General features: G+C 43.3%; 21 protein-coding genes. 8 read left to right on the forward strand and 13 right to left on the reverse strand.

The window, feature by feature from the left end; genetic code table 11:
* Positions 1-103 precede the first annotated feature (103 nt).
* Genes hisD through hisIE form a run of 7 tightly spaced genes read left to right on the forward strand, consistent with a single transcriptional unit; the run spans position 104 to position 6238 of the window.
* Complete coding sequence (gene hisD / locus OGX83_RS15385) at positions 104-1408, forward strand: histidinol dehydrogenase (RefSeq protein WP_048235082.1); 1305 nt, start codon at positions 104-106, stop codon at positions 1406-1408.
* Positions 1405-2484, forward strand: a complete 1080-nt coding sequence (gene hisC / locus OGX83_RS15390; RefSeq protein WP_071445374.1) for a histidinol-phosphate transaminase — start codon at positions 1405-1407, stop codon at positions 2482-2484. The genes hisD and hisC overlap by 4 nt, the downstream gene beginning before the upstream one ends.
* Positions 2481-3548 (forward strand): bifunctional histidinol-phosphatase/imidazoleglycerol-phosphate dehydratase HisB, encoded by a 1068-nt coding sequence (gene hisB, locus OGX83_RS15395; protein WP_286588448.1) that lies wholly within the window; start codon positions 2481-2483, stop codon positions 3546-3548. The genes hisC and hisB overlap by 4 nt, the downstream gene beginning before the upstream one ends.
* Entirely contained in the window at positions 3548-4138 is a 591-nt protein-coding gene (gene hisH, locus OGX83_RS15400) for an imidazole glycerol phosphate synthase subunit HisH (RefSeq protein ID WP_001103544.1), read from the forward strand. Before hisB ends, hisH begins: the two co-directional genes overlap by 1 nt.
* Entirely contained in the window at positions 4138-4875 is a 738-nt protein-coding gene (hisA, locus tag OGX83_RS15405; RefSeq protein WP_057067501.1) for a 1-(5-phosphoribosyl)-5-[(5-phosphoribosylamino)methylideneamino]imidazole-4-carboxamide isomerase, read from the forward strand. The genes hisH and hisA overlap by 1 nt, the downstream gene beginning before the upstream one ends.
* Entirely contained in the window at positions 4857-5633 is a 777-nt protein-coding gene (gene hisF, locus OGX83_RS15410) for an imidazole glycerol phosphate synthase subunit HisF (protein ID WP_019077116.1), read from the forward strand. The genes hisA and hisF overlap by 19 nt, the downstream gene beginning before the upstream one ends.
* Positions 5627-6238: a bifunctional phosphoribosyl-AMP cyclohydrolase/phosphoribosyl-ATP diphosphatase HisIE gene (hisIE, locus tag OGX83_RS15415; RefSeq protein ID WP_286588450.1), complete on the forward strand. Its 612-nt coding sequence runs from the start codon at positions 5627-5629 to the stop codon at positions 6236-6238. The genes hisF and hisIE overlap by 7 nt, the downstream gene beginning before the upstream one ends.
* A 55-nt stretch (positions 6239-6293) precedes the next feature.
* On the opposite strand, the gene wzzB is transcribed toward hisIE, so the two are convergent.
* Positions 6294-7277, reverse strand: coding sequence for an LPS O-antigen chain length determinant protein WzzB (gene wzzB, locus OGX83_RS15420; protein WP_071445370.1), 984 nt, complete (start codon positions 7275-7277; stop codon positions 6294-6296).
* Positions 7278-7676: 399 nt separating this feature from the next.
* Here wzzB and OGX83_RS15425 point away from each other — a divergent pair, with 399 nt between their 5' ends.
* The gene (locus tag OGX83_RS15425; RefSeq protein WP_286588452.1) at positions 7677-8681 is read left to right on the forward strand and encodes an NAD-dependent epimerase; all 1005 of its coding nucleotides are present in this window, start codon (positions 7677-7679) and stop codon (positions 8679-8681) included.
* 201 nt (positions 8682-8882) lie between these two features.
* Here OGX83_RS15425 and OGX83_RS15430 read toward each other — a convergent pair whose 3' ends face one another.
* The 12 genes from OGX83_RS15430 to wbjC all read right to left on the reverse strand — a co-directional run bounded on the left by OGX83_RS15430 (position 8883) and on the right by wbjC (position 25811).
* Positions 8883-9308: a MaoC family dehydratase gene (locus OGX83_RS15430; protein WP_286588455.1), complete on the reverse strand. Its 426-nt coding sequence runs from the start codon at positions 9306-9308 to the stop codon at positions 8883-8885.
* Between the two features lie 3 nt (positions 9309-9311).
* Positions 9312-9965, reverse strand: coding sequence for an acetyltransferase (locus OGX83_RS15435; protein ID WP_071445365.1), 654 nt, complete (start codon positions 9963-9965; stop codon positions 9312-9314).
* 269 nt (positions 9966-10234) lie between these two features.
* Positions 10235-11401 carry a UDP-glucose 6-dehydrogenase gene (gene ugd / locus OGX83_RS15440; protein WP_071445414.1) on the reverse strand — a complete coding sequence of 389 codons (1167 nt, stop codon included), beginning with the start codon at positions 11399-11401 and terminating at the stop codon, positions 10235-10237.
* Positions 11402-12558: 1157 nt separating this feature from the next.
* The gene (locus OGX83_RS15445; protein ID WP_071445363.1) at positions 12559-13713 is read right to left on the reverse strand and encodes a glycosyltransferase family 4 protein; all 1155 of its coding nucleotides are present in this window, start codon (positions 13711-13713) and stop codon (positions 12559-12561) included.
* A 1-nt stretch (position 13714) separates the two neighbouring features.
* Entirely contained in the window at positions 13715-14995 is a 1281-nt protein-coding gene (locus tag OGX83_RS15450) for an oligosaccharide flippase family protein (protein WP_286588458.1), read from the reverse strand.
* A gap of 1748 nt (positions 14996-16743) precedes the next feature.
* Positions 16744-18153, reverse strand: a complete 1410-nt coding sequence (gene gnd / locus OGX83_RS15455) for an NADP-dependent phosphogluconate dehydrogenase (protein ID WP_286588459.1) — start codon at positions 18151-18153, stop codon at positions 16744-16746.
* Between the two features lie 107 nt (positions 18154-18260).
* Complete coding sequence (locus OGX83_RS15460) at positions 18261-20177, reverse strand: polysaccharide biosynthesis protein (protein ID WP_286588461.1); 1917 nt, start codon at positions 20175-20177, stop codon at positions 18261-18263.
* An 84-nt stretch (positions 20178-20261) separates the two neighbouring features.
* Complete coding sequence (locus tag OGX83_RS15465) at positions 20262-21437, reverse strand: DegT/DnrJ/EryC1/StrS family aminotransferase (RefSeq protein WP_286585885.1); 1176 nt, start codon at positions 21435-21437, stop codon at positions 20262-20264.
* A gap of 259 nt (positions 21438-21696) precedes the next feature.
* Positions 21697-22299, reverse strand: coding sequence for a sugar transferase (locus OGX83_RS15470; RefSeq protein WP_071444759.1), 603 nt, complete (start codon positions 22297-22299; stop codon positions 21697-21699).
* Position 22300: 1 nt separating this feature from the next.
* Entirely contained in the window at positions 22301-23509 is a 1209-nt protein-coding gene (locus OGX83_RS15475) for a glycosyltransferase family 4 protein (protein ID WP_071444760.1), read from the reverse strand.
* A gap of 55 nt (positions 23510-23564) precedes the next feature.
* The gene (gene wecB / locus OGX83_RS15480; RefSeq protein WP_286588465.1) at positions 23565-24695 is read right to left on the reverse strand and encodes a non-hydrolyzing UDP-N-acetylglucosamine 2-epimerase; all 1131 of its coding nucleotides are present in this window, start codon (positions 24693-24695) and stop codon (positions 23565-23567) included.
* A 3-nt stretch (positions 24696-24698) separates the two neighbouring features.
* Positions 24699-25811, reverse strand: coding sequence for a UDP-2-acetamido-2,6-beta-L-arabino-hexul-4-ose reductase (gene wbjC / locus OGX83_RS15485; protein ID WP_071444762.1), 1113 nt, complete (start codon positions 25809-25811; stop codon positions 24699-24701).
* Position 25812 lies beyond the last annotated feature (1 nt).

Here is a 25812-nt window from a genome sequence, read left to right on the forward strand (position 1 = left end):
TATCAGGCCTACAAGAATTGTCACAATCATTGATATTACGGGTTTTGTAGGCCGGATAAGGCAGCGCCGCCATCCGGCAACACCCGATAATGGAGTAACGACCATGAGCTTCAATACCCTGATTGACTGGAATAGCTATAGCCCTGAGCAGCAGCGCGAACTGCTGATGCGCCCGGCGATTTCCGCCTCTGAAAGCATCAGCCGTACGGTGGCCGAGATCCTTGAGAACGTCAAAAATAACGGCGACCGGGCGCTGCGTGAATACAGCGCAAAGTTCGATAAAACCGAGGTTGGCGCGCTGCGCGTGACCGAGGAAGAAATCCAGCAAGCCAGCAGTCGCCTGAGCGACGAACTGAAACAAGCCATGCAGGCGGCGGTGCGTAATATTGATACTTTCCACACCGCGCAGATCCTGCCACCGGTGGATATCGAGACCCAGCCAGGCGTGCGTTGCCAGCAGGTTACCCGCCCTATCGCTTCCGTGGGCCTGTATATTCCTGGAGGTTCGGCGCCGCTGTTTTCCACCGTATTAATGCTGGCGACCCCGGCGCGCATCGCCGGTTGCAAAAAAGTGGTACTGTGCTCACCGCCGCCGATTGCCGATGAAATCCTCTACGCCGCGCAGCTGTGTGGCGTAAAAGAGGTGTTTAATGTGGGCGGTGCGCAGGCTATTGCCGCGCTGGCGCTGGGCACCGAATCTATTCCTAAGGTCGATAAAATCTTCGGGCCGGGCAATGCGTATGTGACCGAAGCCAAACGCCAGGTCAGCCAGCGTCTTGACGGCGCGGCCATCGACATGCCTGCAGGCCCGTCAGAAGTGCTGGTTATCGCCGACAGCGGCGCGACGCCGGACTTTGTTGCCTCTGACCTGCTTTCTCAGGCAGAACACGGCCCCGACTCGCAGGTTATTCTCCTGACGCCAGACGCTACGCTTGCCGAAGGCGTTGCCAAAGCCGTTGAACGCCAGCTCGCTGAGCTTTCCCGCGCTGAGACCGCACGTCAGGCTCTCTCCGCCAGCCGCTTAATCGTGGCGAAAGATCTGGCGCAGTGCGTTGAAATATCTAACGCCTACGGTCCGGAACACCTGATTATTCAGACCCGCAACGCGCGTGAACTGGTTGATGAGATCACCAGCGCCGGTTCGGTGTTCCTCGGTGACTGGTCGCCGGAATCCGCAGGCGACTATGCTTCTGGCACCAACCACGTTCTTCCGACCTACGGCTATACCGCGACCTGCTCAAGCCTTGGGCTGGCTGATTTCCAGAAACGGATGACCGTACAGGAATTAACCCCACAAGGTTTCTCTGCCCTGGCCTCAACCATTGAAACACTGGCCGCTGCTGAACGACTGACTGCCCACAAAAATGCCGTCACCCTGCGCGTTAACGCCCTGAAGGAGCAAGCATGAGCACTGACAACTTTCTCAGCGTCACTGATTTAGCCCGTAAGAATGTTCGCGAATTAACGCCCTATCAGTCTGCCCGTCGTCTCGGCGGTAACGGCGATGTCTGGCTCAACGCGAATGAGTACCCCACCGCCGTTGAGTTCCAGCTCAGTCAGCAAACGCTGAACCGCTACCCGGAATGCCAGCCGAAAGCGGTGATTGAGAATTACGCGCAGTATGCTGGCGTCAAACCGGAGCAGGTGCTGGTCAGCCGCGGCGCAGATGAAGGGATCGAACTGCTGGTGCGCGCGTTTTGCGAACCCGGTAAAGATGCCATTCTCTACTGCCCGCCGACTTACGGCATGTACAGCGTCAGCGCCGAAACGATTGGCGTCGAATGCCGCACCGCTCCAACCCTTGATAACTGGCAACTTGATTTGCAAGGCATCGCGGACAAGCTTGATGGCGTGAAGGTGGTCTACGTTTGCAGCCCTAATAACCCAACCGGCCAGCTGATTAACCCGCAGGATCTGCGTTCACTGCTCGACATGACGCAGGGTAAAGCTATTGTGGTCGCTGATGAGGCCTATATTGAGTTTTGCCCGCAGGCCACGCTGGCAGGCTGGCTGTCTGAGTATCCGCATCTGGTGATATTACGCACGTTGTCCAAAGCGTTTGCTCTCGCCGGTTTACGCTGCGGGTTTACGCTGGCGAATGAAGAGGTTATCAATCTGCTGTTGAAGGTGATTGCCCCTTACCCGCTCTCTACGCCGGTGGCAGATATCGCCGCCCAAGCGCTGACGCCGCAAGGGATTTCCGCCATGCGTAAACGCGTAGAGCAGATCCTGGAAGAGCGTCAGTATCTGGTAGATAACCTGAAAACAATTCGCTGTGTAGAGCAGGTATTCGATTCTGAAACCAACTATGTTCTGGCGCGCTTCACCGCATCAAGCAGTGTATTTAAATCTTTGTGGGATCAGGGCATTATCTTACGAGATCAGAATAAACAACCTTCGTTAAGCGGCTGCCTGCGAATTACTGTCGGAACCCGTGAAGAGAGCCAGCGCGTCATTGACGCCTTACGTGCGGAGCAAGTATGAGCCAGAAGTATCTTTTTATTGACCGTGATGGAACCCTGATTTCCGAACCGCCAAGTGACTTTCAGGTCGATCGCTTTGACAAACTCGCCTTCGAGCCGGAAGTTGTTCCCGTTTTGCTGAAACTGCAAAAAGCAGGTTTTAAGCTGGTTATGATCACTAACCAGGATGGACTCGGAACCCAGAGTTTCCCGCAGGCTGATTTTGACGGTCCGCATAACCTGATGATGCAAATTTTCACCTCTCAGGGCGTGAAGTTTGATGAGGTACTGATTTGCCCGCACCTGCCAGCGGACGATTGCGATTGCCGTAAGCCAAAAGTGAAGCTGGTTGCACAGTATCTGGTTGAACAGGCCATGGATATGGCGAACAGCTACGTCATTGGCGATCGGGCGACCGATATTCAGCTCGCGGAAAACATGGGCATTAGCGGATTGCGTTACCATCGCGATACCCTGAACTGGGCGATGATCGGCGAGCAGTTGACCAAACGTGACCGCTACGCACACGTTGAGCGTAATACTAAAGAAACGCAGATTGACGTCAAAGTCTGGCTGGACCGCGAAGGCCGCAGCAAAATCAATACCGGCGTTGGCTTCTTTGACCACATGCTGGATCAAATCGCCACCCACGGCGGTTTTCGCATGGAGATTGCCGTCAAGGGCGATCTGTATATAGACGATCACCACACCGTTGAAGATACCGGTCTGGCGCTGGGCGAAGCCTTAAAGCTGGCGTTAGGCGATAAACGCGGCATCAACCGTTTTGGTTTTGTGCTGCCGATGGATGAGTGTCTGGCACGTTGCGCGCTGGATATCTCCGGCCGTCCACACCTGGAGTACCGCGCGGAGTTTACCTACCAGCGCGTTGGCGATCTGAGCACGGAGATGATCGAACACTTCTTCCGTTCACTTTCTTACACTATGGGCGTCACCCTGCACCTGAAAACCAAAGGCAAAAATGACCACCACCGTGTGGAGAGCCTGTTTAAAGCCTTTGGCCGTACGCTGCGTCAGGCGATTCGTGTAGAAGGCGACACGCTGCCCTCCTCAAAAGGAGTGCTGTAATGAACGTGGTGATTCTGGACACCGGTTGCGCCAACCTGCATTCGGTAAAATCCGCCGTCGCACGCCACGGATACGATCCTGTTGTCAGTCGTGACCCGGACGTGGTGCTGCGCGCCGATAAACTATTTCTGCCGGGCGTAGGCACCGCGCAGGCGGCTATGGACCAGTTGCACGAGCGCGAACTGATTGAACTGATAAAAGCCTGTACTCAACCGGTACTGGGGATCTGTTTAGGTATGCAACTGCTGGGCCGCCGCAGCGAAGAGAGTAACGGTGTCTCCCTACTGGGCATTATTGAGCAGGACGTCCCGAAGATGACCGATTTCGGTCTGCCGCTGCCGCATATGGGCTGGAATCGCGTCTATCCGCAGGCGGGAAATCGTCTGTTCCAGGGCATTGAAGATGGCGCCTATTTCTACTTTGTACACAGCTACGCTATGCCGGTAAACCCGTGGACCATCGCCCAGTGCAATTACGGCGAACCGTTTACCGCGGCAGTACAAAAGGACAATTTCTTTGGCGTACAGTTTCACCCGGAACGTTCGGGCGCGGCTGGGGCACAGTTGCTGAAAAACTTTCTGGAGATGTAATGATTATTCCGGCATTAGATTTAATCGACGGCACGGTGGTGCGTCTTCATCAGGGCGATTACGCTAAGCAACGTGATTACGGTAACGATCCTCTCCCCCGTTTGCAGGATTATGCAGCCCAGGGTGCTGAAGTGCTACACCTGGTAGATTTAACCGGCGCGAAAGATCCGGCGCAGCGCCAGATCCCGCTGATCAAAACGCTGGTCGCTGGCGTCAATGTTCCGGTACAGGTTGGCGGCGGCGTGCGTACGGAAGCAGACGTGGCGGCGCTTCTTGACGCAGGTGTGGCGCGCGTGGTGGTGGGTTCGACGGCGGTAAAATCCCCTGAGGAAGTCAAAAGCTGGTTTTCCCGTTTTGGTGCCGACGCACTGGTGCTGGCGCTGGACGTTCGTATTGACGAGCACGGGAATAAACAGGTGGCGGTTAGCGGCTGGCAGGAAGATTCCGGGGTTTCACTGGAAGAACTGGTTGAGACCTATTTACCCGTCGGCCTGAAGCACGTGCTGTGCACCGATATCTCCCGCGACGGTACGCTGGCAGGCTCAAACGTCGCGCTGTATGAAGAAGTGTGCGCCAAATACCCGCAGGTGGCATTTCAGTCATCTGGCGGCATTGGCGGAATCGAGGACGTAGCGGCCCTGCGCGGGACCGGAGTTCGCGGCGTGATCGTCGGACGCGCCCTGCTGGAAGGAAAGTTCACCGTTGAGGAGGCCATTCAATGCTGGCAAAACGCATAATTCCTTGTCTGGATGTCCGTGATGGGCAGGTGGTAAAAGGCGTCCAGTTCCGCAATCACGAGATTATTGGTGACATCGTCCCGCTGGCAAAACGCTATGCCGATGAAGGCGCAGATGAACTGGTGTTCTACGATATCACCGCTTCCAGCGATGGACGCGTAGTGGATAAAAGCTGGGTATCACGCGTGGCGGAAGTGATTGATATTCCGTTCTGCGTAGCCGGCGGCATTAAATCCATCGACGATGCGGCGCGCATTCTCTCCTTTGGGGCGGATAAAATCTCCATCAACTCCCCGGCGCTGGCCGAACCGGAACTTATCACCCGTCTGGCTGATCGCTTTGGCGTGCAGTGCATCGTGGTGGGCATTGATACCTGGTATGACGCCGAAACCGGCAAATATCATGTAAATCAGTATACCGGAGATGAAAGCCGTACCCGCGTCACTCAGTGGGAAACACTGGACTGGGTGCAGGAGGTCCAAAAACGCGGCGCGGGCGAAATCGTCCTGAACATGATGAACCAGGACGGCGTACGTAACGGTTATGACCTGGAGCAACTGAAAAAAGTGCGTGATGTTTGCCACGTTCCGCTGATTGCCTCCGGCGGTGCGGGCACCATGGAACACTTCCTGGAAGCCTTCCGGGATGCCGACGTTGACGGCGCGCTTGCCGCCTCCGTCTTCCACAAGCAAATTATCAATATTGGCGAATTAAAAGCGTACCTGGCAACACAGGGCGTGGAGATCAGGATATGTTAACGAAGCAACAATGCCGCGAGCTGGACTGGGAAAAAACCGACGGACTGATGCCAGTCATCGTGCAGCATGCGGTTTCCGGTGAAGTACTGATGCTGGGGTATATGAACCCGGAGGCGCTGGATAAAACGATCGAAAGCGGCAAAGTGACCTTTTTCTCACGGACCAGGCAGCGCCTGTGGACCAAAGGAGAGACCTCCGGTCACTTCCTGAATGTGGTGAGCATTGCGCCTGACTGCGACAACGACACCCTGCTGGTGCTGGTTAACCCGATTGGCCCGACCTGCCATAAAGGCACTTCAAGCTGCTTTGGCGACATTAGCCACCAGTGGCTGTTCCTGTATCAGCTGGAGCAACTGCTGGCCGAACGTAAAACTGCTGACCCAGCCAGCTCCTACACCGCGAAACTGTATGCCAGCGGCACCAAACGCATCGCACAGAAAGTAGGCGAAGAAGGCGTAGAAACCGCGCTGGCTGCGACCGTTAACGACCGTTTTGAGCTGACAAATGAAGCTTCTGATCTCATGTATCACCTGCTGGTGCTGCTGCAAGACCAGGACCTCGACCTGACGGCGGTGATTGAGAATTTACGTAAGCGTCATCAGTAAGTTGCAGATATGAAAAAACCGGGCACTGCCCGGTTTTTTGTTGTCAGCTTTAGACTTACTCAGCTTTGGCTTTGTAACCACGCAAAGCATTTCGCCCCAGCACCACACCGGCACCAATCATCCCACCGAGCAGAACCGCCAGCACGAGGGTAATCGCTTTTTTCGGGCTGTCACGACGAATCGGTAACGTTGGTTTCATCACATAGCGGTAGGCGTGTAACTCAGCCCCTTCAAGCTTAAGACTTTCAATATCCAAAAGCTTTTGCTTGGTCTGGAAGTAGTTATCAGACAATATCAAAGGACGTGTAGATTCGTGCTCAATCATGGACTTCAGGGCATCACTACCCAACAGGAACATACTGTCCTGTGTCACATCCTGCGTCTGCTGAATTTGCGGCTTAGTCACCCCGGCCTGCTCTGCATAACGCAGCGCTTCCTGAATTTGCTTAATTCGCAGATCTTTTTGCTCCTGCGCGACCACTTCCTGAGTTTTCAAAGAGTCCTGAATCGTGGTTGTTTGCAACTTGATATTATCAACCAGGTCAAGCTCCAGCTCTTTAGCAACCTTTTCATCTGTTTGTTGAATGTATTCAGCCAGTTGACGCTGAGCGTCTTCTGGTGAGCCACTCACATAAGAAATCGCCAACGGCAGTGGTTGACCTTTAACAGACTGATCAATCGTCAGTTTTTCTGGTTTTTCCTGATTATCTAGCATTTCAGCCAATGCGGATAAAGAGGTGCTGAATCGCCCGATCACATTTGCCTGAAGTTCAGTGGTCTTAGGCGCACTGGCACCATACAACACATTGAGGGCGTTGTTATATGTGGCGATCTGACCCACATCCGGTTGAGTAATAATGGCTGTTGAGGTCCATTTCTCCTTAGCAACTGCCAAATAGCCCACAGCAAGCACTATGGCAATAACAATTGCGGTAACGATTGTTACTTTCCCACGCCACAACTGTACCAGTAAATCAATCAGATCAATCTGTTCCGGATCGTGACTGCGTCCGGACATGTTGTTATCACTTACAGACATAGAAACCCTAGATAAGGAAAGACTTAAACTGGGATCAGTTTAGCTATAAATTGAGGTAATGCCATAGGATTAATGATAAAAAAATCAAATTGTTTCAGGGATTTTGATTGGTATTTCAATCACTACTGAAAAACGATACGATTAAACAAAGGTGTCAATACTCAAAGACCATCTTCATGCGCAAAAAACCATCAACACACAGGTTTCATGCCCGCTAATCGTTATACTTTACAATTCATTTTATTGAATTCATATCGTGAATACTTACCTTCTGACCAGTAAAAATGGTAGGTGTAAATAATATAACAATTAGCTTTTTTACCATCTAACGGTATCATTCCACTTTTTAGTAGCACCTGTTGGTGCCTGGCTATTATGTGGCCAAAAAGAGGAATAAACATGAAATACCTGGTTACGGGCGCCGCTGGTTTCATCGGCTTCCACGTTAGCAAACGCCTCCTTGAGGCTGGCCATCAAGTAGTCGGTATTGATAACCTGAACGATTACTACGACGTCAGCCTTAAACAAGCTCGTCTGGAATTACTGGCGCAGCCTGGTTTCCAGTTTCATAAAATTGATTTAGCCGACCGCGAGGGTATGAGTGAACTTTTCGCATCCGGGCATTTTGAACGTGTGATTCATCTCGCCGCACAGGCTGGTGTACGTTATTCACTCGAAAACCCGCATGCCTATGCAGACTCAAATCTCACAGGCTTTCTGAACATACTGGAAGGGTGTCGCCATAATAAAATCCAGCATTTACTCTACGCATCCTCCAGTTCAGTTTACGGCCTGAATCGCAAAATGCCTTTCTCTACGGATGATTCCGTTGATCACCCCGTATCCCTTTATGCGGCAACCAAAAAAGCCAACGAACTGATGGCCCATACTTATTCCCATTTGTACGGATTGCCCACAACCGGATTGCGTTTCTTTACCGTGTACGGTCCTTGGGGTCGTCCTGATATGGCGCTGTTCAAGTTCACCAAAGCGATGCTGGAAGGGAAAAGTATTGACGTCTATAACTATGGCAAAATGAAGCGTGACTTTACCTATATTGATGATATCGCAGAAGCAATCATTCGCCTGCAGGATGTCATTCCACTCACAGACACGCAATGGACCGTTGAAACAGGCACGCCAGCAGCCAGCATTGCGCCCTATCGCATCTACAATATCGGCAATAGTTCACCGGTTGAGCTAATGGACTATATCCAGGCTTTGGAAGATGCGCTGGGTATTGAAGCGAAGAAAAACATGCTACCGCTACAGCCTGGTGATGTACTGGAAACCAGCGCGGACACTAAAGCGCTGTATGATGTTATTGGTTTTACACCTGAAACCACGGTTAAAGATGGGGTGAAGAACTTTGTTGACTGGTACCGCGTGTTTTATAAAGTGTAACATAATGAATGCTAAAGCTAAGTATTTACTAAATCCCTAAATACCCCACTGATTGTGCAAAAATCCGTAGCCACTATGGGATAACGGATTTTTGCTCTTCTACATGGTCTGAATTCTATCTTATGATAAGCATCATAAATCTCCTCTGTACTTAGTGGTCTTTTTACATTCAGTACAAATTTAAGCTCTGAACTATGCCTATCATTTCTTTTCAGGAATATAGATCTCTGCTTCTCCAGTAATTACTTTTTTCCTTCCAACTTGACAGATGGTATCAAAAGTAATCTTTCTCTTTTCTATATCAACTGATTTTACAGTCACAGTAGCTAGTACCGTATCGCCAATAAAAACAGGATACTTGAAATTGAGCGTTTGTGAAGCATATACACAACCATAACCTGGTAATCTGGTTCCGAATAATGCAGAAAAGAAACCTGCTGATATTAAACCATGCGCAATACGTTTACCAAACCTGGATTCTGAAGCATAGGTATCGCTGACATGTACAGGATTATGATCCCCAGATACTCCAGCAAACGCTTTGATATCAGCATCAGTTATAGTTTGAGTATAACTTGCGCTCATGCCAACTTGTATTTCCTCGATTGAAACAGTATTACTAATCATTGTTCATCCCTTTCCAAGAGGCTTAGCTGGATTGCCAAAAACTGTAACCCCAGGAGGTACACTCTTAGTAACAACGGCCCCCATACCCACAATAGCCCCCTTTCCAATGACAATAGGACGCTTAGGCGTACCTTGTTTTATGACTACTCCAGTCCCTATATAGGCATGATCTTCTATGACAACACTGCCATTACATTTTACTGAAGGTGCAAAAGTAACGTAGTCTCCTATAATGCAATCATGTGCAACATAGGAATAAATATTGGCATGGAAGAATTTACCTATCTTCGCGTTTGATGTCACAGTAACGAATGGACATAATATCGCCCCCTCACCAATTATTGTATTATCAAGAATAACAACATTATCATGAGCAATAGTGAAGGCTTTGGCCTCCTTGGCGATCATTTCCGCAGAAATTCTTTCGCGTATCTGGCTATCGCCGATTGCAATATTGAATAACTTTTCTTCGAAATCTGAATCAAGGAAGTCCTTTAAGGACATTACCTTATAACCATTGACCTTATCAAGCGCATCGTTATCATCAATAAAAACCAGTTCAGAGGTTTCCCCTGAATCATCGATCATTTTTTTTACAAGAGGGATAGCCTCACGGCCAAAACCACCTGCCCCAACAACGCCATATATTTTTTTCATTGTCACCTCAATAAGCCCATGATAACAAGATATTAAAGCCACTAAAAAGTTATAACAAGTAGCAGCAAAAATGAAACCACTTTTAGAAACCCTTTATTCAAAATCTCAGCATTTTCTAGCCCTATTGACAGGGCTTTAAACGTTTGAACACAACTACGGAAGAGAATGACCACAACGTTAACCGTTGAGGTCATTTCTAAAAGTTGGTAAGACCCGCAAAAGACATACCTTGAAATCATCTGGCAGAATTAAAGAAAGTCGGATCAGATTTAGTCATTACCAAACAAATCACGGGTATAGACTTTACTTGCAACGTCCACCAACTCATCGGCCATGCGGTTAGAGATTATCACATCGGCTTCCTGCTTAAACGCCTCCAGGTCACACACCACACGAGAGTGAAAGAATTCATCTTCCGACATTACTGGTTCGTAGATGATGACCGTAACGCCCTTGGCCTTAATGCGCTTCATGATGCCCTGAATCGATGATGCCCGGAAATTATCGGAACCACTTTTCATGATCAAACGGTACACGCCGACCACTTTGGGCTTACGCGCCAGGATGGAATCTGCAATAAAGTCTTTGCGCGTACGGTTCGCATCAACGATCGCGCCAATAATGTTATTCGGCACAGACGCATAGTTCGCCAGCAACTGCTTAGTATCTTTCGGCAAGCAGTAGCCACCATAACCGAATGACGGGTTGTTGTAGTGATTACCGATACGCGGATCCAGGCACACACCTTCAATAATCTGCCGTGAGTTCAAACCAAGGCTTTCTGCATAGCTATCCAGTTCGTTAAAGTAGGCCACACGTAACGCCAGATAGGTGTTAGCGAACAACTTGATGGCTTCAGCCTCAGTCGAGTCGGTAAACAGAGTTGGAATGTCTTTTTTAACCGCACCTTCCTGCAGCAACGCGGCAAAACGCTCGGCGCGTTCAGAACGTTCACCAATAACGATACGGGACGGATGCAGGTTGTCGTACAGTGCACTACCTTCACGCAGGAATTCTGGAGAAAAGAATATATTGTCGATGCCCAACTGTTCTTTAATGGAGTTCGTAAAGCCAACCGGAATCGTTGATTTAATTACCATCACCGCATTTGGGTTGATTTCGACCACATCGAGGATCACTGACTCGACGCTGGAGGTGTTGAAGTAGTTGGTCTTCGGATCGTAATCAGTCGGTGTCGCGATGATAACGTAGTCCGCGTCGCGGTAAGCATCATACTTATCGGTCGTTGCACGGAAATTCAGCTGTTTTGTCGCCAGATATTCTTCGATCTCCTTATCAACGATCGGCGATTTTTTCTGATTCAGCATCTCAACCTTAGTCGGGACGATATCCAGAGCAACCACTTCATGGTGCTGGGCAATCAGAATACCGTTGGATAAGCCGACATAACCGGTACCGGAAATAGTTATTTTCATTTGATAGAAACTTTTTTGAGTTAAACCACGGTGAAAGTCCATCGACCATCACAAGAATTAGTTTTTTAACTCTGACATCTAGTTAATGTCAAGGTTGAGTCCTGTTACCGGGAGGATGTTAAGGCCCAATTAACGGTTCGCAATTTCAGCGATACCACAGAACCTCGGCATCTTGGGCACAAAGAAGGCCGATAATAAACTTCGGGGCTGGAGATTATGGATGATTAAATCAGATTAATCTGCAGGTAGTGATTGTATAACTACGCGCTGTGGTTTTGAACGTTAGAACACCCATTCCTCCCCATAATCAAGTTAAAAAGTAGCATTAATCATCATGAAAATGGTGGAATACAGTCGCTCTGGTATACAGTTCTATTCTATGCTCACGATGATACCTATCCGAAGGCTTTCATACTGACACCACCAAAATGACTATGGCGTCGGTTACAGTTGTAGAACACTTCAATGTAATCGAAGATATCCACTGGCCATGCTACAAATTTTATATAACTTCTTCCTGATGTGTTCTTTTCAGAGAACAACTCAGGTACAGGATTTTCCCTGCAGCGGCCCATGCTCAGTGCCTGATTATTAACGCAATAGAACAGTGGCCATGCTCATTCCCCTGATCTCTGCACACCATGATGTTTTCGCCGCCAGACCGCAATTCAAGTGCATCCAACGACAGCACTCGTAACAGTTTGGATTTCATCGTTCAGCCCACCATTTATGACTATGGCCAGATTCAATCAGTCCTGCCAGATACTGATGTAAGTAATATCGGTTGTCCTCACTTGATGAAGCTTCAGAGCAGTAAATTCATGCTGTAAGCAATTAGACACTATAAGTGATGGTCGAGTCGGAGTCCGCCAGGCACCTTATAACCATGTATATCTGTATCCTATTTTCCTCGTAACTCAAGCATCACGGTTGCTGCAGCACACCTCACAGATTTCAGAAAGAACACCGTAGATCCGGCGGTAACCATGAACTCCACTTCTCAGCGTATAAGTGCCACGGATGAGGTCGAGAAGCCGCTGGTTATCCTTTTCTCCGGCGGATACAGCTACATGGAACCAGACATAAAATCCATCTCAGACAACATTTTCCATAAATTCAGGGGGAGTCTATAGACTCCTCCGGCATTGTTTTATGATTTAGGGATTTAACGCTGATTTTAATCTCTTAGTAATAAACTTAACTGCCAAATTCGCCTGATAGTATTCCGCACCATTTTTACCTAATTCTTTACAATGGGAGGGATTATTCATCATTGTTTGTATACAGTTAACGACCTCATCAATTTGTTTATGGGTAAAACTATATCCAGCACAGGCTACTTTCTCAACAAACGTTCCATAGTCAGTAGATTCCTCAACTAAAGAAATAACGGGAATGGAACACCTAAAATAATCAATAGTTTTTGATGGAAATGTAGGAACATCAACATTATCGACTGTAGCAACTATTCCTAATTGACATGCTGACACCAACGCCAAATATTCATCACGTGGAACATAGTCATATAACAGAACATTTTTAATATTTTCATCAAAGATTCTTTTCTCAACGTCAGACTTTAATGAACCACTTCCCAATATAATAAACTTAACTCTATCAGAGTTTATATTCTTTTTAATATCTAATATACTATCAATACCACGTCCAGCTTCTAATTGTCCACCAAACACACAGACAAAATCATCACCAGCAATATGATATTTTTCTTTAATCAAACTTAGGCATGTGTTTTCCTGAAATATTTCATTTGGCCCCCATATGGGAATTATTTTCTTTTCACCGCAATAGTCAGGGTATTTATTATTGAAATACTCCATATTACGCTGACTCATCAACCCAACAAAATCACTTTTATAGATGTAAAATTTTTCAATCAATGAGAAAGGCTTAAGTAACAGTTTGGGCAGCAACCCTATCTGATAGTGATGATAAGGGAAAAAGTCCCATAGTATAAAAACAGATGTGCATTTATATTTTCTTTTAAAAATCCAGTTAAGAAAACCACAAGTCATCGCAGGTGAAAAATGAATAATTAAATCATATCTATCTCTATTTATTTTTTGTGACACATCACGCCACATCCCAACACCAGAAGTAAGCCACTTATGTAATTTACCATATTTATTACTTCTTGGACGAATAAGAAAAACACTCCCATCAGGCAATTCTATAGACTGTTCCACATTAATGGAACTCCAGTCATTAAATATAACATCCACTACATCACCTTCGGTTTTGAATTGTTCTATTAACTCATTAGTTAACCATGGTGATTTCCCAGAAACATCCATTTTACTGCACAATATCAGTATATTCAATTTTTCGAACCTTCTCATAATAAAAATATACATACAACAAAGTAATACTTTGAGTTATTACATATCCTATCAATGGAGCTCGCCACCCAACATATGAAATTAAAAACAAAGTAGCACCTATAAAAACTATAGAATTCAAAAACTCTACCGTAATAGAATATTTAACCTTTCCACAAGAAAGTATGTACATCAGAAGAGAACTATACAGAAGCTTAATGACATCACCAATGATTTGTAATTGTACATAGCTTGCTACTAACTTAAATTCCTTACCGAGCAGCAACCAGACAATAATATCCCTACCAAAATAAACGACAATAAGGCTACTAATTAACATTGGTATATAGAACACCATGAATCCTTTGAAATTTTTAACCTTAATGTCATTTTTATTTACAGATGAAAGCTTAGGATATAGATAACTTAATAAAAATATAGAAAAAAATTGAATATAAGCATCTGAAATTTTTATGCTTGCGAACCAGTAACCTACAACCCCCCACCCTAATTCAGTACCAATTTCCTTTCTCAAAATAAATTGTGAAACAGGCCACAGCACCGCACCTGAAATAGTAACCATTGCGTAACCGGATAGTTTTTTTACATACCCAGACTCTATTCTTGTTAATGAAAAAATTCCACAATATTGTTTTCTTTTTTTAAAGAAATATATTACCCCATATATCCCCATAAATAAATTAACAAACATAGCTGTATAGATCAAACTTTTTTCAGTAAAGAATAAAACCCCAATCAATACAGTAATCAAAAATAAAGCTGAGTTAAAAACTGTCTGCAGACTGCTATTCCACGTATCAACACTACTAATAAAAAACACATTCGAATATAAACCAAAAGCAACAAAAAGCTGCACTATCGCATAATATCGGATTATGTCTGCGTGCAAAACACTTGTGAAAATTAAGAATGAAAATTCATTTGCAAAAAAAAACAAAATAAAAAACAGTAAAATGTTTATAATGGCTATAATTGTAAAATTCTGATTAAAAACCTTAAGCCAACTATTATAATCTCCTTTATTTTCCGACAAATATTTAACCATTCCATTATTTCCTCCTCCCAGAGATAACATGGAAACAATAGCGACAAAGGTTAAAAACTGTCCTAAACTACCAAACTCTTCCGGAGTAATATAACTTGATAAAATCTTAAGATATATAAAACCCACCAACATTTTTATTAAGTTACTGCTACCTAACTTAATAAAATGTAGAGTCATACTGTTTTTTTCCACTTAACATCCTTAATAAAAATAACAATCCAAACTATGAATGCAGTATAGATTTCAGGTGCAATTGCGAGTTGGTTGCTCGCAGTGGAAAAATGACACCATAAAAAAAAATATAAAGACCATCACAGCAGAAAAAAAATCTCTAATACAGCAATCTTCCATGCAATTGCTAAGAACAGAGAAATTAATAATATAAAAGGAACAACAAGATAATAGGAAATATCATTAGCCAACCATGGATAGTTGATACTCCATGTATAACCATCACTCCAACCGACTCCATTTAGTTGTCCCATAAGCGAGCAACTATATAAATCAATATTCAATAGTTTATCAATTGCTGAAACAAGGAATGGAGAATGACCAACAAAGAAGATAAAACACTGATCCATTTCCAATGTTAAGTAGAGTCCATAATATCCCTGGGGTAGATAAGACGTAACATGCTAACCGAAAAAATATCTCGTCCGACATAAACGAATGAAATATGGAGTTTTGATTGGCGTAAGCAATATTATAAACACAAAAATCAAGATCTCCACTCAACCGCTCATATTTCCTAAAGAAAAAAACAATGAAGAACAACAAAACAAAATTATAAGAATTAAGAATACCCTTAAAAAATTAATAAGTCGAAAACTCGCCACTTCTAATTTTTTGAGCAATCTATACAAGCGTTATGCTAACAAGAAGAATGACTAACTCACCAATTTCTCTATCAGTACCTCGGAAGATTAAAAATAAGATCATTCCAATTGCAAATATAAATATAAACCCAAAGAATACTTGCTTTCTTGTTAAGTATTTCCAGCGCATAACCATTAAGGGAATGACCGCATAATACAAAGGAGCCATTATTATGGAGAGTATTATGTAAAGATAAAATCTCCGCTTCCTTTTTCTGCCTCGTATGTCAACATTGTCTGATAGGCTAATCGAGGATCAATCGCTAATTCAAAAATATTACCAAGCGAGTTTCCTGTATAGATAAAGATCGCCATTAGTGTAATGGTGAAAAGAATCGCTGCTATTGTCGAAAAATGCCTTGCTATTTTAGCCCAGAAACATAATTTTTTGATGATATAAATGCTTTCACATTTAGGCCTAAATAAATTCCTAGGTATGATGCACATATAATACAAGCTATAAATAGACTTAGTATCCACACCCCATTTGTATCTATTGGCCATAGAATAATATCTGACAGGAATAGCAAAAAGGTAAATAGCACATATAGCGGTAACAAATAAATTAGTGAGAGAAATTGAAACCTCAATATTTTTTGGTTTGAGAGTTTAGCTTATGATAGGGATTACCTCCACCTACAGCATATAAAACTGAAGAGAGATTTACTATATCTACGAAGTTATCGAAGTTTACACCAGAAAACACCATCACCCACTGAGAGTTAATATCTCTATAGTAAACTCAATGAAAACTTACATGATATTCCAACTATTAGCTATGCCCCGAAAAAAACATACAACTATAAAGATTATATATCAATAGCGATAAAATCACTTTACTAGCGGAATTGAATATAAGTATTGAAATTCCATATTATGTGTAACTTAGTCTCATTCCAATCATTTTTGTATTTGTCGCATAGCAAATAAACTATTAAGCTTAGCAAGATCTTATAGTGAGTAACTGCAAGAATTAACTCAGATATATAAAATGGAGAAATACAGCATCACTTAATTAAGCCAATAAGTAATTCAACTCTACTTATTGGCTATTAATAAAAACGGTTACTCTTGGAACCACTCAGTGTGGAACACACCTTCTTTATCGGTGCGTTTATACGTATGTGCACCAAAGTAGTCGCGCTGGGCCTGGATCAGGTTAGCCGGCAGTACCGCAGAACGGTAGCTGTCGTAGTAGGCTACCGCTGCAGAGAAGGTCGGTACCGGAATACCGTTCTGCACAGCATAAGCCACTACATCACGCAGCGCTTGCTGATATTCGTCAGCGATATTTTTAAAGTACGGAGCCAACAGCAGGTTCGCGATACCTTTGTTTTCAGCATAAGCGTCAGTGATTTTCTGCAGGAACTGCGCGCGAATAATGCAGCCCGCGCGGAAGATCTTCGCGATTTCACCGTAGTTCAGATCCCAGTTGTATTCGTCGGAGGCTGCGCGCAGTTGAGAAAAGCCCTGCGCGTAGGAGACGATTTTACCCAGATACAGTGCGCGACGAACTTTCTCAACAAACTCAGCTTTATCGCCAGCCAGTTTAGCCTGCGGGCCAGACAGCACTTTAGATGCCGCAACGCGCTGGTCTTTCAGAGAAGAGATGTAACGCGCGAATACGGATTCGGTGATCAGCGACAGCGGTTCGCCCAAATCAAGAGAACTCTGGCTGGTCCATTTACCTGTGCCTTTGTTGGCCGCTTCGTCGAGGATCACATCAACAAGGTATTTACCTTCTTCATCTTTTTTGGTGAAGATGTCTTTAGTGATGTCGATTAGGTAGCTGCTCAGCTCGCCTTCATTCCACTCAGTGAAGGTGGTAGCCAGCTCTTCGTTAGACAGGTTCAGGCCGCCTTTCAACAGGGAATAGGCTTCAGCAATCAGCTGCATATCGCCGTATTCGATACCGTTGTGCACCATCTTCACATAGTGACCGGCGCCATCGGCACCAATATAGGTTACGCACGGCTCGCCATCTTCGGCAATCGCAGCAATTTTGGTCAGAATAGGAGCAACCAGCTCATACGCTTCTTTCTGGCCGCCAGGCATGATAGACGGGCCTTTAAGTGCGCCCTCTTCACCACCGGAAACACCGGTACCAATGAAGTTAAAGCCTTCCTCGGACAGTTCACGGTTACGACGGATAGTGTCCTGGAAGAAGGTGTTACCACCATCAATAATGATGTCGCCTTTGTCCAGATACGGCTTCAGAGAATCAATGGCAGCATCGGTGCCAGCACCCGCTTTCACCATTAACAGGATACGACGAGGGGTTTCAAGAGACTCGACGAACTCTTTCATCGTGTAGTAAGGAACCAGTTTCTTCCCCGGGTTCTCGGCAACAACTTCTTCAGTTTTTTCGCGGGAACGGTTGAAGATAGAGACGGTATAACCACGGCTTTCGATGTTGAGCGCCAGGTTGCGCCCCATCACTGCCATACCGACGACGCCTATCTGTTGCTTGGACATTACATACTCCTGTCTGGTGTGGTCGCCGCGCTACTTATGCGCGGCTTGAATGTATTCTAGATGTTAACTCAGGATACTTGAAAGTAGATAGCAGTTGATGCGCTAACTCAACATGTCACATTCAAAGCGCATCCAGAGACATTATGCTTTGCATGCCATACCAGATCACAAATGCCATCAGTAGGCTGAAAACCTGTTGGAATTTTCAGTAAAAGATTACGAATGATATCATGCTCAAATTTAGTACATGCCTCATCCATTTGCTTAAGGTAACTTTCAAGTTCTGTCCAACTGAGCATATCTTCATGTGCAGTCATAATTCTCGGATGAGATGTACCAAGAACTTGCTCGCCAATCAGCAATTCTTCGTAGAGCTTTTCTCCTGGGCGCAACCCAGTGACTCTAATTTCTATATCGCCATCCGGATTTGATTCATCTTTAATTTTTAAGCCGCATAGTTTGATCATACGAGTAGCAAGGTCATATATTCGAACAGGATCACCCATGTCGAGCACAAAGACATCTCCACCTTTAGCCATGGCACCGGCCTGGATAACCAACTGAGAAGCCTCTGGTATTGTCATGAAATAGCGGATGATATCTTTATGCGTCAGAGTAACAGGCCCGCCTTGCTCAATTTGCTTTTCAAACAATGGAACAACCGATCCTGATGAGCCTAAAACATTTCCAAATCTAACCATGCTAAAGCAAGTTGTCGATTGTTCCTGTGCTAATGCCTGTAAGACTAGTTCAGCAACACGTTTTGTAGCTCCCATCGTATTAGTCGGTCTTACCGCTTTATCGGTTGAAACCAGGATAAAAGTCTCTACATTGGACGATATTGCTGCTTGAGCACAATATAATGTTCCGAAAATATTATTTCTGACACCTTCCACAACATTATACTCAACCAAAGGAACATGTTTGTATGCTGCTGCATGATAAACAGTATTAACGTTAAAAATTCGCATAATTGTTTCTAAACGATGTAATTTTTGTACTGAGCCCATTAATGGAATTATTACAACGTCATTATTGTTATTATGCGCGAGCGTAGTTAATTCTTTTTCAACCGAATAAAGTGCAAATTCAGACACTTCAAACAAAATCAATATCTTTGGATGTTGGAAGATAATTTGTCGGCAGATCTCAGAGCCAATTGAGCCACCAGCTCCAGTAACCATGACAACTTTATCACGAATATTTTTTGCTAATAATTCTGCGTCAGGAGAAACTGGTTCTCTTCCGAGCAGATCATCAATAGACACTTTTTTGAGTGCCATAATTTGAGCCTTTCCTTCAATAAGATCTACCATACCTGGTATGGATAAAACCTCACATGGAAAATCCTCTAAATATGTAATTACTTCCTTTCTTTTCTCAATTGAAATTGAAGGCATCGCTAGTAGTATTTTTTTAATGCCATAGCGATGAACTAATTTTTCAATATTTTTACGAGAATAAACAGTTACACCATGAATAACGACTTTATTCAATAGTGGATTATCATCAATAAATGCAACCGGAAAATATTCATCTACCTGCCTTAGTGCTGTTAAAAGTTGTCTGCCAGAAGCACCTGCCCCATAAATAATGACGGGCGTTCGTCCACGCACAGCATAGGTAAGCAACATTCTAAATAATAGTCTCGACCCGCAAATGAATAATAAAGAAAAAGCAAAATAAATTATTGGTATTGCTCTTGGAAGAAATATATCAAAGAAATAAGATAATGTTATAAGCAGTACGGTTGATATGCTAAGGCCTAGCAGGACGGTAACAAATATCTTCGCTGTCACATATCTTAAGACTGTACGATATAAACCGGTTCTTGCAAAGATACATACAGTAACAACAATAAGACAAGCCAGTAACTTCCAGTGCTCGTAGCTAGTATAAGGTGCAGAAACATCCATCCGGACCCAAAAAGCTCCCCAGAAAGCGATAAGCAATAAAACAAAATCTATTGCCACCATGATTATGCGTTTTATATTACGAGGCAAACTGAGTAGTTGCGTTAACATTCTATACCACATTTTTAAAAGAGGAGGCGGCGTAATCAGCCACCTCATATCAGATTAATCAATACTTATCGTTGCCAATAGATGTTAATTAAGTGCATTTTTCAAAACCTTATATGCAACTTCGCATGTTAGTTCAATTTCCGAACATGTTAGCGTCGGGTGTACCAGAAACATCAAGCTAGTCTCACCTAATTCAAACGCATTAGGTAGAGGAGTTTCAGGACGCCATGGAGTGTTATCGAATGCTTTTTCTAAATAAATCTCAGAACAACTTCCTTGATAACAAGGAACTCCAGCATTATTAATTTCATTAATAATGCGATCCCTAGTCCACCCTTCTTTTAATGCTGATGGCTTAATAAACACATAATGTTTATATTCTGCATGTTCAATATAATCTGGAATATTAACTAACCTAACACCACTCAGGTCTGCTAATGCTGCATCTATAGCTTTCCCATTTTCCTGACGTCGCTTAGTCCAATCAGCCATTCTTCTTAATTGAATTCGCCCAATCACAGCCTGCATTTCAAGCATGCGCCAGTTGGTACCAAAAGATTCATGCAACCACCGGAAGCCTGGCTTATGTTCACGATTATAAACAGCATCATAACTTTTGCCGTGATCCTTATAACTCCACATAGCAGACCACAATGATTTATCATTCGTAGTCACCATTCCACCTTCACCGCCTGTTGTCATGATTTTATCCTGACAAAATGACCATGCAGCGATATGGCCAATACTTCCAACACCTTTTCCTTTGTAACTTGCGCCATGTGCTTGGGCGCAATCTTCGATTACATAAAGATTGTGTTTTTCAGCTAAAGCCATAATAGGATCCATTTCAGCTGGCATCCCGGCTAAATGTACGACAATGACAGCCTTAGTATTAGGTGTTAAAACAGCTGAAATGGTCTCCGCTGTAATACACTGACTGTTGAGGTCTACGTCTGCAAATACAGGATTAGCGCCTGCAGTTACAATGCATGATGCTGATGCTAAAAATGTACGAGATGTGACAATCACATCATCACCAGGACCGATATTTAACGCCTTAAGGGCTACGTCTAGGGCTAATGTCCCATTACTTAATGCAACTGCATATTCTGTCCCTACCCACTCAGCAAATTCCTTTTCAAACAAACGGCATTCATTACCTGTCCAATAATTTACTTTGTTTGATAACAATACTGAGGTCACAGCGTCTGCTTCTTCTTGTGTAAACGAAGGCCATGGAGAAAAATTAGTATTTAACATTGAAACACCTTTGAATATTTAAAATTGAACTCATCTGACACATAGAAATATTTTCGATTAATTTATATATAGATATCCTTTATCATAAAATACTCTATATGCTGTTTCCCAAAGATCTGGGGCTATGAACTCTCTTTACTTTTCATTCTTACATAAGCATATCCACAAATGCCACGAGTAATATTATTTGAATGACATAACATCCATACAACGAAACAAAAGTATCGTCTGCAAAGTCACTAAATATCGAGTTTTGATATTACTTATCCGATGATTTCCCTTTAAACTCTGGCATAGTTGAGTGCCCCTCAGCAGAGATGCCTTCTCTAATTACAACTTTTTTTACAGTAAGAAAGAGAATTTTAATATCCAGCCACATTGATTGATGGTCTACATACCAAACATCAAGCCTAAATTTCTCATCCCAACTAATAGCATTCCTACCATTTACTTGTGCCCAGCCAGTTATGCCGGGTCTTACCTCATGGCGACGATTCTGTTCCTGGTCATAACGTTCAAGATAACTCATTAGAAGAGGTCTCGGGCCAACGAGACTCATATCACCTTTAAGTACATTCCATAATGCAGGTAATTCATCAAGACTTAGCGCCCTTATTTTTTTGCCAAACTCTGTAAGTCTCTCTTCATCTGGCAGTATATTGCCATTGGAATCAGTGGCATCTTTCATACTGCGAAATTTTATCATTTCAAAGGGTAGACCATCTTTTCCGGGCCTAATTTGTTTAAATAATGCAGGTGTACCCAATTTTTGTCTTACGAGAAGGTAGGTAACACCAATAATGGGGGATAAACATATTAGCAGTACTGAAGATACTGATACATCAAAAAAACGTTTAATCATATTATTGAATAACCTTCTTAAATATTGTGACGAATTTTTTCACACCTTCATGAAGACTTAATTTGGAGTAATAATATTGAGCCCCGTTATCACCCATTTCTTTTAACTCATTTGTAGATAATAATGTAAGCTTTTCAATTCCTGAAGAGATTGAATTAGGATCGTCAGAAGAGCAAATAATCCCAGCACTGGCATTTCTGACAAGTTCTGCAGCATCGCCATCAACAGCCATTATAATGGGTTTACCACATGCAAGGTAGGCTTGAGTTCTGGAGGGTATAGTGATAGTAAAAAGATCATCTTTAATAAGATGAACCAATAATGCATCAGCTTGTTGTAGTATATCTCCAATCTCGGTAATTGGCACTCGAGGTAAAAAGATTACATTATCAATATTATTCTCTGTAGCAAATTTCTCTGCATCAGCCTTTGCTAAACCAGCCCCAACAATGACAATATTGGCCTTAACACCTTTGTTTTTTAAAAGTTGCGCAGCAGATATAATAGAAGGTAACCCTTGTGCTAAACCGAGATTACCTGCAAAAACAACATTGAATCTATTTGATGGAAGAATAACATTACTTTTTTTATTACTTTTAAGATTTTCTTCATCACACCAGTTATAGATAACCTCAATTTTATCCTCAGGTACACCGCGAGAGACCAACTTAGCTTTAAAGCCAGGAGAGAGAACAACAATTTTTGCTGCGCGACGGTACACAAAATTGCATAAATAGTTAAGTGTATTTAATATTTTTTTGTTAGTTAACATTCCTGTAGAAGCTAATGTATCAGGCCAGAGGTCTTGAATATCTACAATAAATGGTTTTCTTTTGAAGAAAGATATCAATGATGCTGAAAGTGCTGTGGTTAAGGGTGGATGATAAGCATATATAACATCTACTTTCTGCCTGGACAAAACACCAAAGATCATGCTTGATAAAAAGAATGAACCATAATTGAATATTCTTTTTAACGCAGTAGAACCATGATCTGGATACAGTGGCACCCGATTGATTATTATATCGTCATGACTATCTTTTTGGAAAATCTTAATCTTATATCCATCATAAATCTTTCCACCTGGGTAATTAGGAAATCCTGTAATAACACTAACTTCTACATCCTGCCTTCTCAGTTCTTTTGCAAAAGCAAGACCTTTAAAGGTAGGTTCAGGATCAAACCATTGTGTCAACAATAAGACTTTCACTTTAATCTATACACCATCAAAAAGTCACTCTGGACTCGCCAGAGTGATGGCCTTATTAGTATTTACGCCAAACAACACGTTTAACATAATCAGTATAGGAGAGGATAATTCTTGCCACTTTATCAGAGACATTTGGCATTGAATAGTCACTCACTTGGCGTAGGAGTCGTTCATTATCACGTGGCTGATTTTTTATCATATCAAGAGCCTGAAGAATACGCTCAGGATCAACACCGGTCATAATTACCGTGCCTTCTTCCATTCCTTCTGGACGCTCGTGCGCCTCACGGATATTGATAGCAGGAAAATTGAGAATCGATGACTCTTCAGTAATTGTACCGCTATCAGAAAGGACTGCTCGTGCTTCCTTCTGTAATTTTACATAATCTTTAAAGCCAAGCGGCTTTAACAATTGTACGTGCGAGTTAAATACAATCCCTTTTGCATCAATTCTTTTCTGAGTTCTCGGGTGTGTAGAAACAATTACGGGTAACTGATAAGTTTCTGCTACTTTGTTTAACGACTCGACAAGATTCATTAAATTCTTATCTGAATCAATGTTTTCTTCGCGGTGAGCACTTACTACAAAATATTCGCCGGATTTGACATTAAGACGCTCAAGAATATTTGATGCTTTAATACCATCGGAATAATGAGTAAGAACTTCAAACATTGGGCTGCCAGTCTTAATGATACGGTCAGCTGGTAATCCCTCCGCAAGAAGATATTCTCGTGCTATATCACTATAGGTAAGATTAATATCAGCTGTATGATCAACAATACGGCGATTTATCTCTTCTGGTACTCGCATATCAAAACAACGATTTCCCGCTTCCATATGGAAGATAGGAATCTTGCGGCGTTTAGCCGGAATAGCGGCTAAGCAGCTATTTGTATCACCAAGGACTAGAAGTGCTTCTGGTTTGATGGATTCCAGCACTTCATCAATTTTGATAATAATTTGCCCAATAGTCTCTGCAGCATTTTTACCTGCTGCATTCAAAAAGTGGTCAGGTTTGCGGACGCCGAGATCGTCAAAAAAAATTTGATTAAGTTCGTAATCGTAGTTTTGACCAGTATGAACAATCGTATGTTCAAAATAATCATCTAGTTTAGCCATAACACGCGACAATCTGATAATTTCAGGTCGTGTACCAACGACAGTCATAACATGCATTTTTTTCATCTTTTACTCATCAGAGATTTTATAGTTAACTGTATCAGGATTCTCAGGATCAAAAATTTCATTTGCCCAGAGCATGACTATCATTTCATCATCACCAATATTCGTGATGTCATGCGACCAGCCAGGAACAGTCTCGACTATTTTCGATTCATCTCCATCAATAAATATTTCGTAATAGTCATTCGAATCAATATGTCTGAATGCAAATTTTGCTTTGCCCTTAATAACCAAGAATTTCTCATTTTTAGTATGATGATAATGCCCACCTCTTGTAATGCCAGGATGTGCAGTAAAAAATGAAAACTGACCAGACTCTTTGGTTTTGAGCATTTCAACAAACGTCCCGCGAGGATCGCTATGACGTTTGACTGAATAAGCAAATTCTGAGGGAGAATAATAACTCAGATAAGTTGCATACAGCGCTCTGGTTAAACCGGTACCAACGTGGTCGATTAGCAGGCCATGCTGCTTATTCTTAAATGACCTGATGGTGTCAACAACGTTACCGACACTCGTGCTATAAACAGGTGTGACTTCTGCGCTTTTCTCATCAACTTTGCCTTTTAAGCAATCAACGAATGATTTGCAGACATCATCAATATAAACCAGTTTTAGCGGGGCATCCGGATTATTTATAGTCACGTCTAACCCGTTAAGAATATTATAGCAAAAAGTTGCAACTGCTGAGTTATAGTTAGGTCTACACCATTTTCCAAACACATTAGGTAAGCGATAAATATACGTTTTTGCGCCAGTCTCTTTCGCATATTTGCTTACTGAATATTCTGCTGCCGCCTTACTTTTTCCGTAATGGTTGTCGAGTTCAGCTTGAATTGATGAAGTTATGAGTAAAGGAGTTTTATTACCAAAATAAACTAATTTATTTACAATGTAATCAGTTAAGTTAGCATTGCCCTCATAAAACTCTGAATCACTTGTTGGGCGGTTAATCCCAGCAAGATGGAAAACAAATTCCGCAGATTGCAATGCTTCATCAAGCTGCTCAAGTGAGTTGTCTCGATCGATACAAATTACATCGTCATACCCGTTTTCACGTAAATGGACACGCAGATTTTTTCCGATGAACCCATTAGAACCAGTAATGACAATCTTCATA

It is taken from the genome of Citrobacter sp. Cpo074 (assembly GCF_030332745.1).
Taxonomy (GTDB): domain Bacteria; phylum Pseudomonadota; class Gammaproteobacteria; order Enterobacterales; family Enterobacteriaceae; genus Citrobacter; species Citrobacter portucalensis.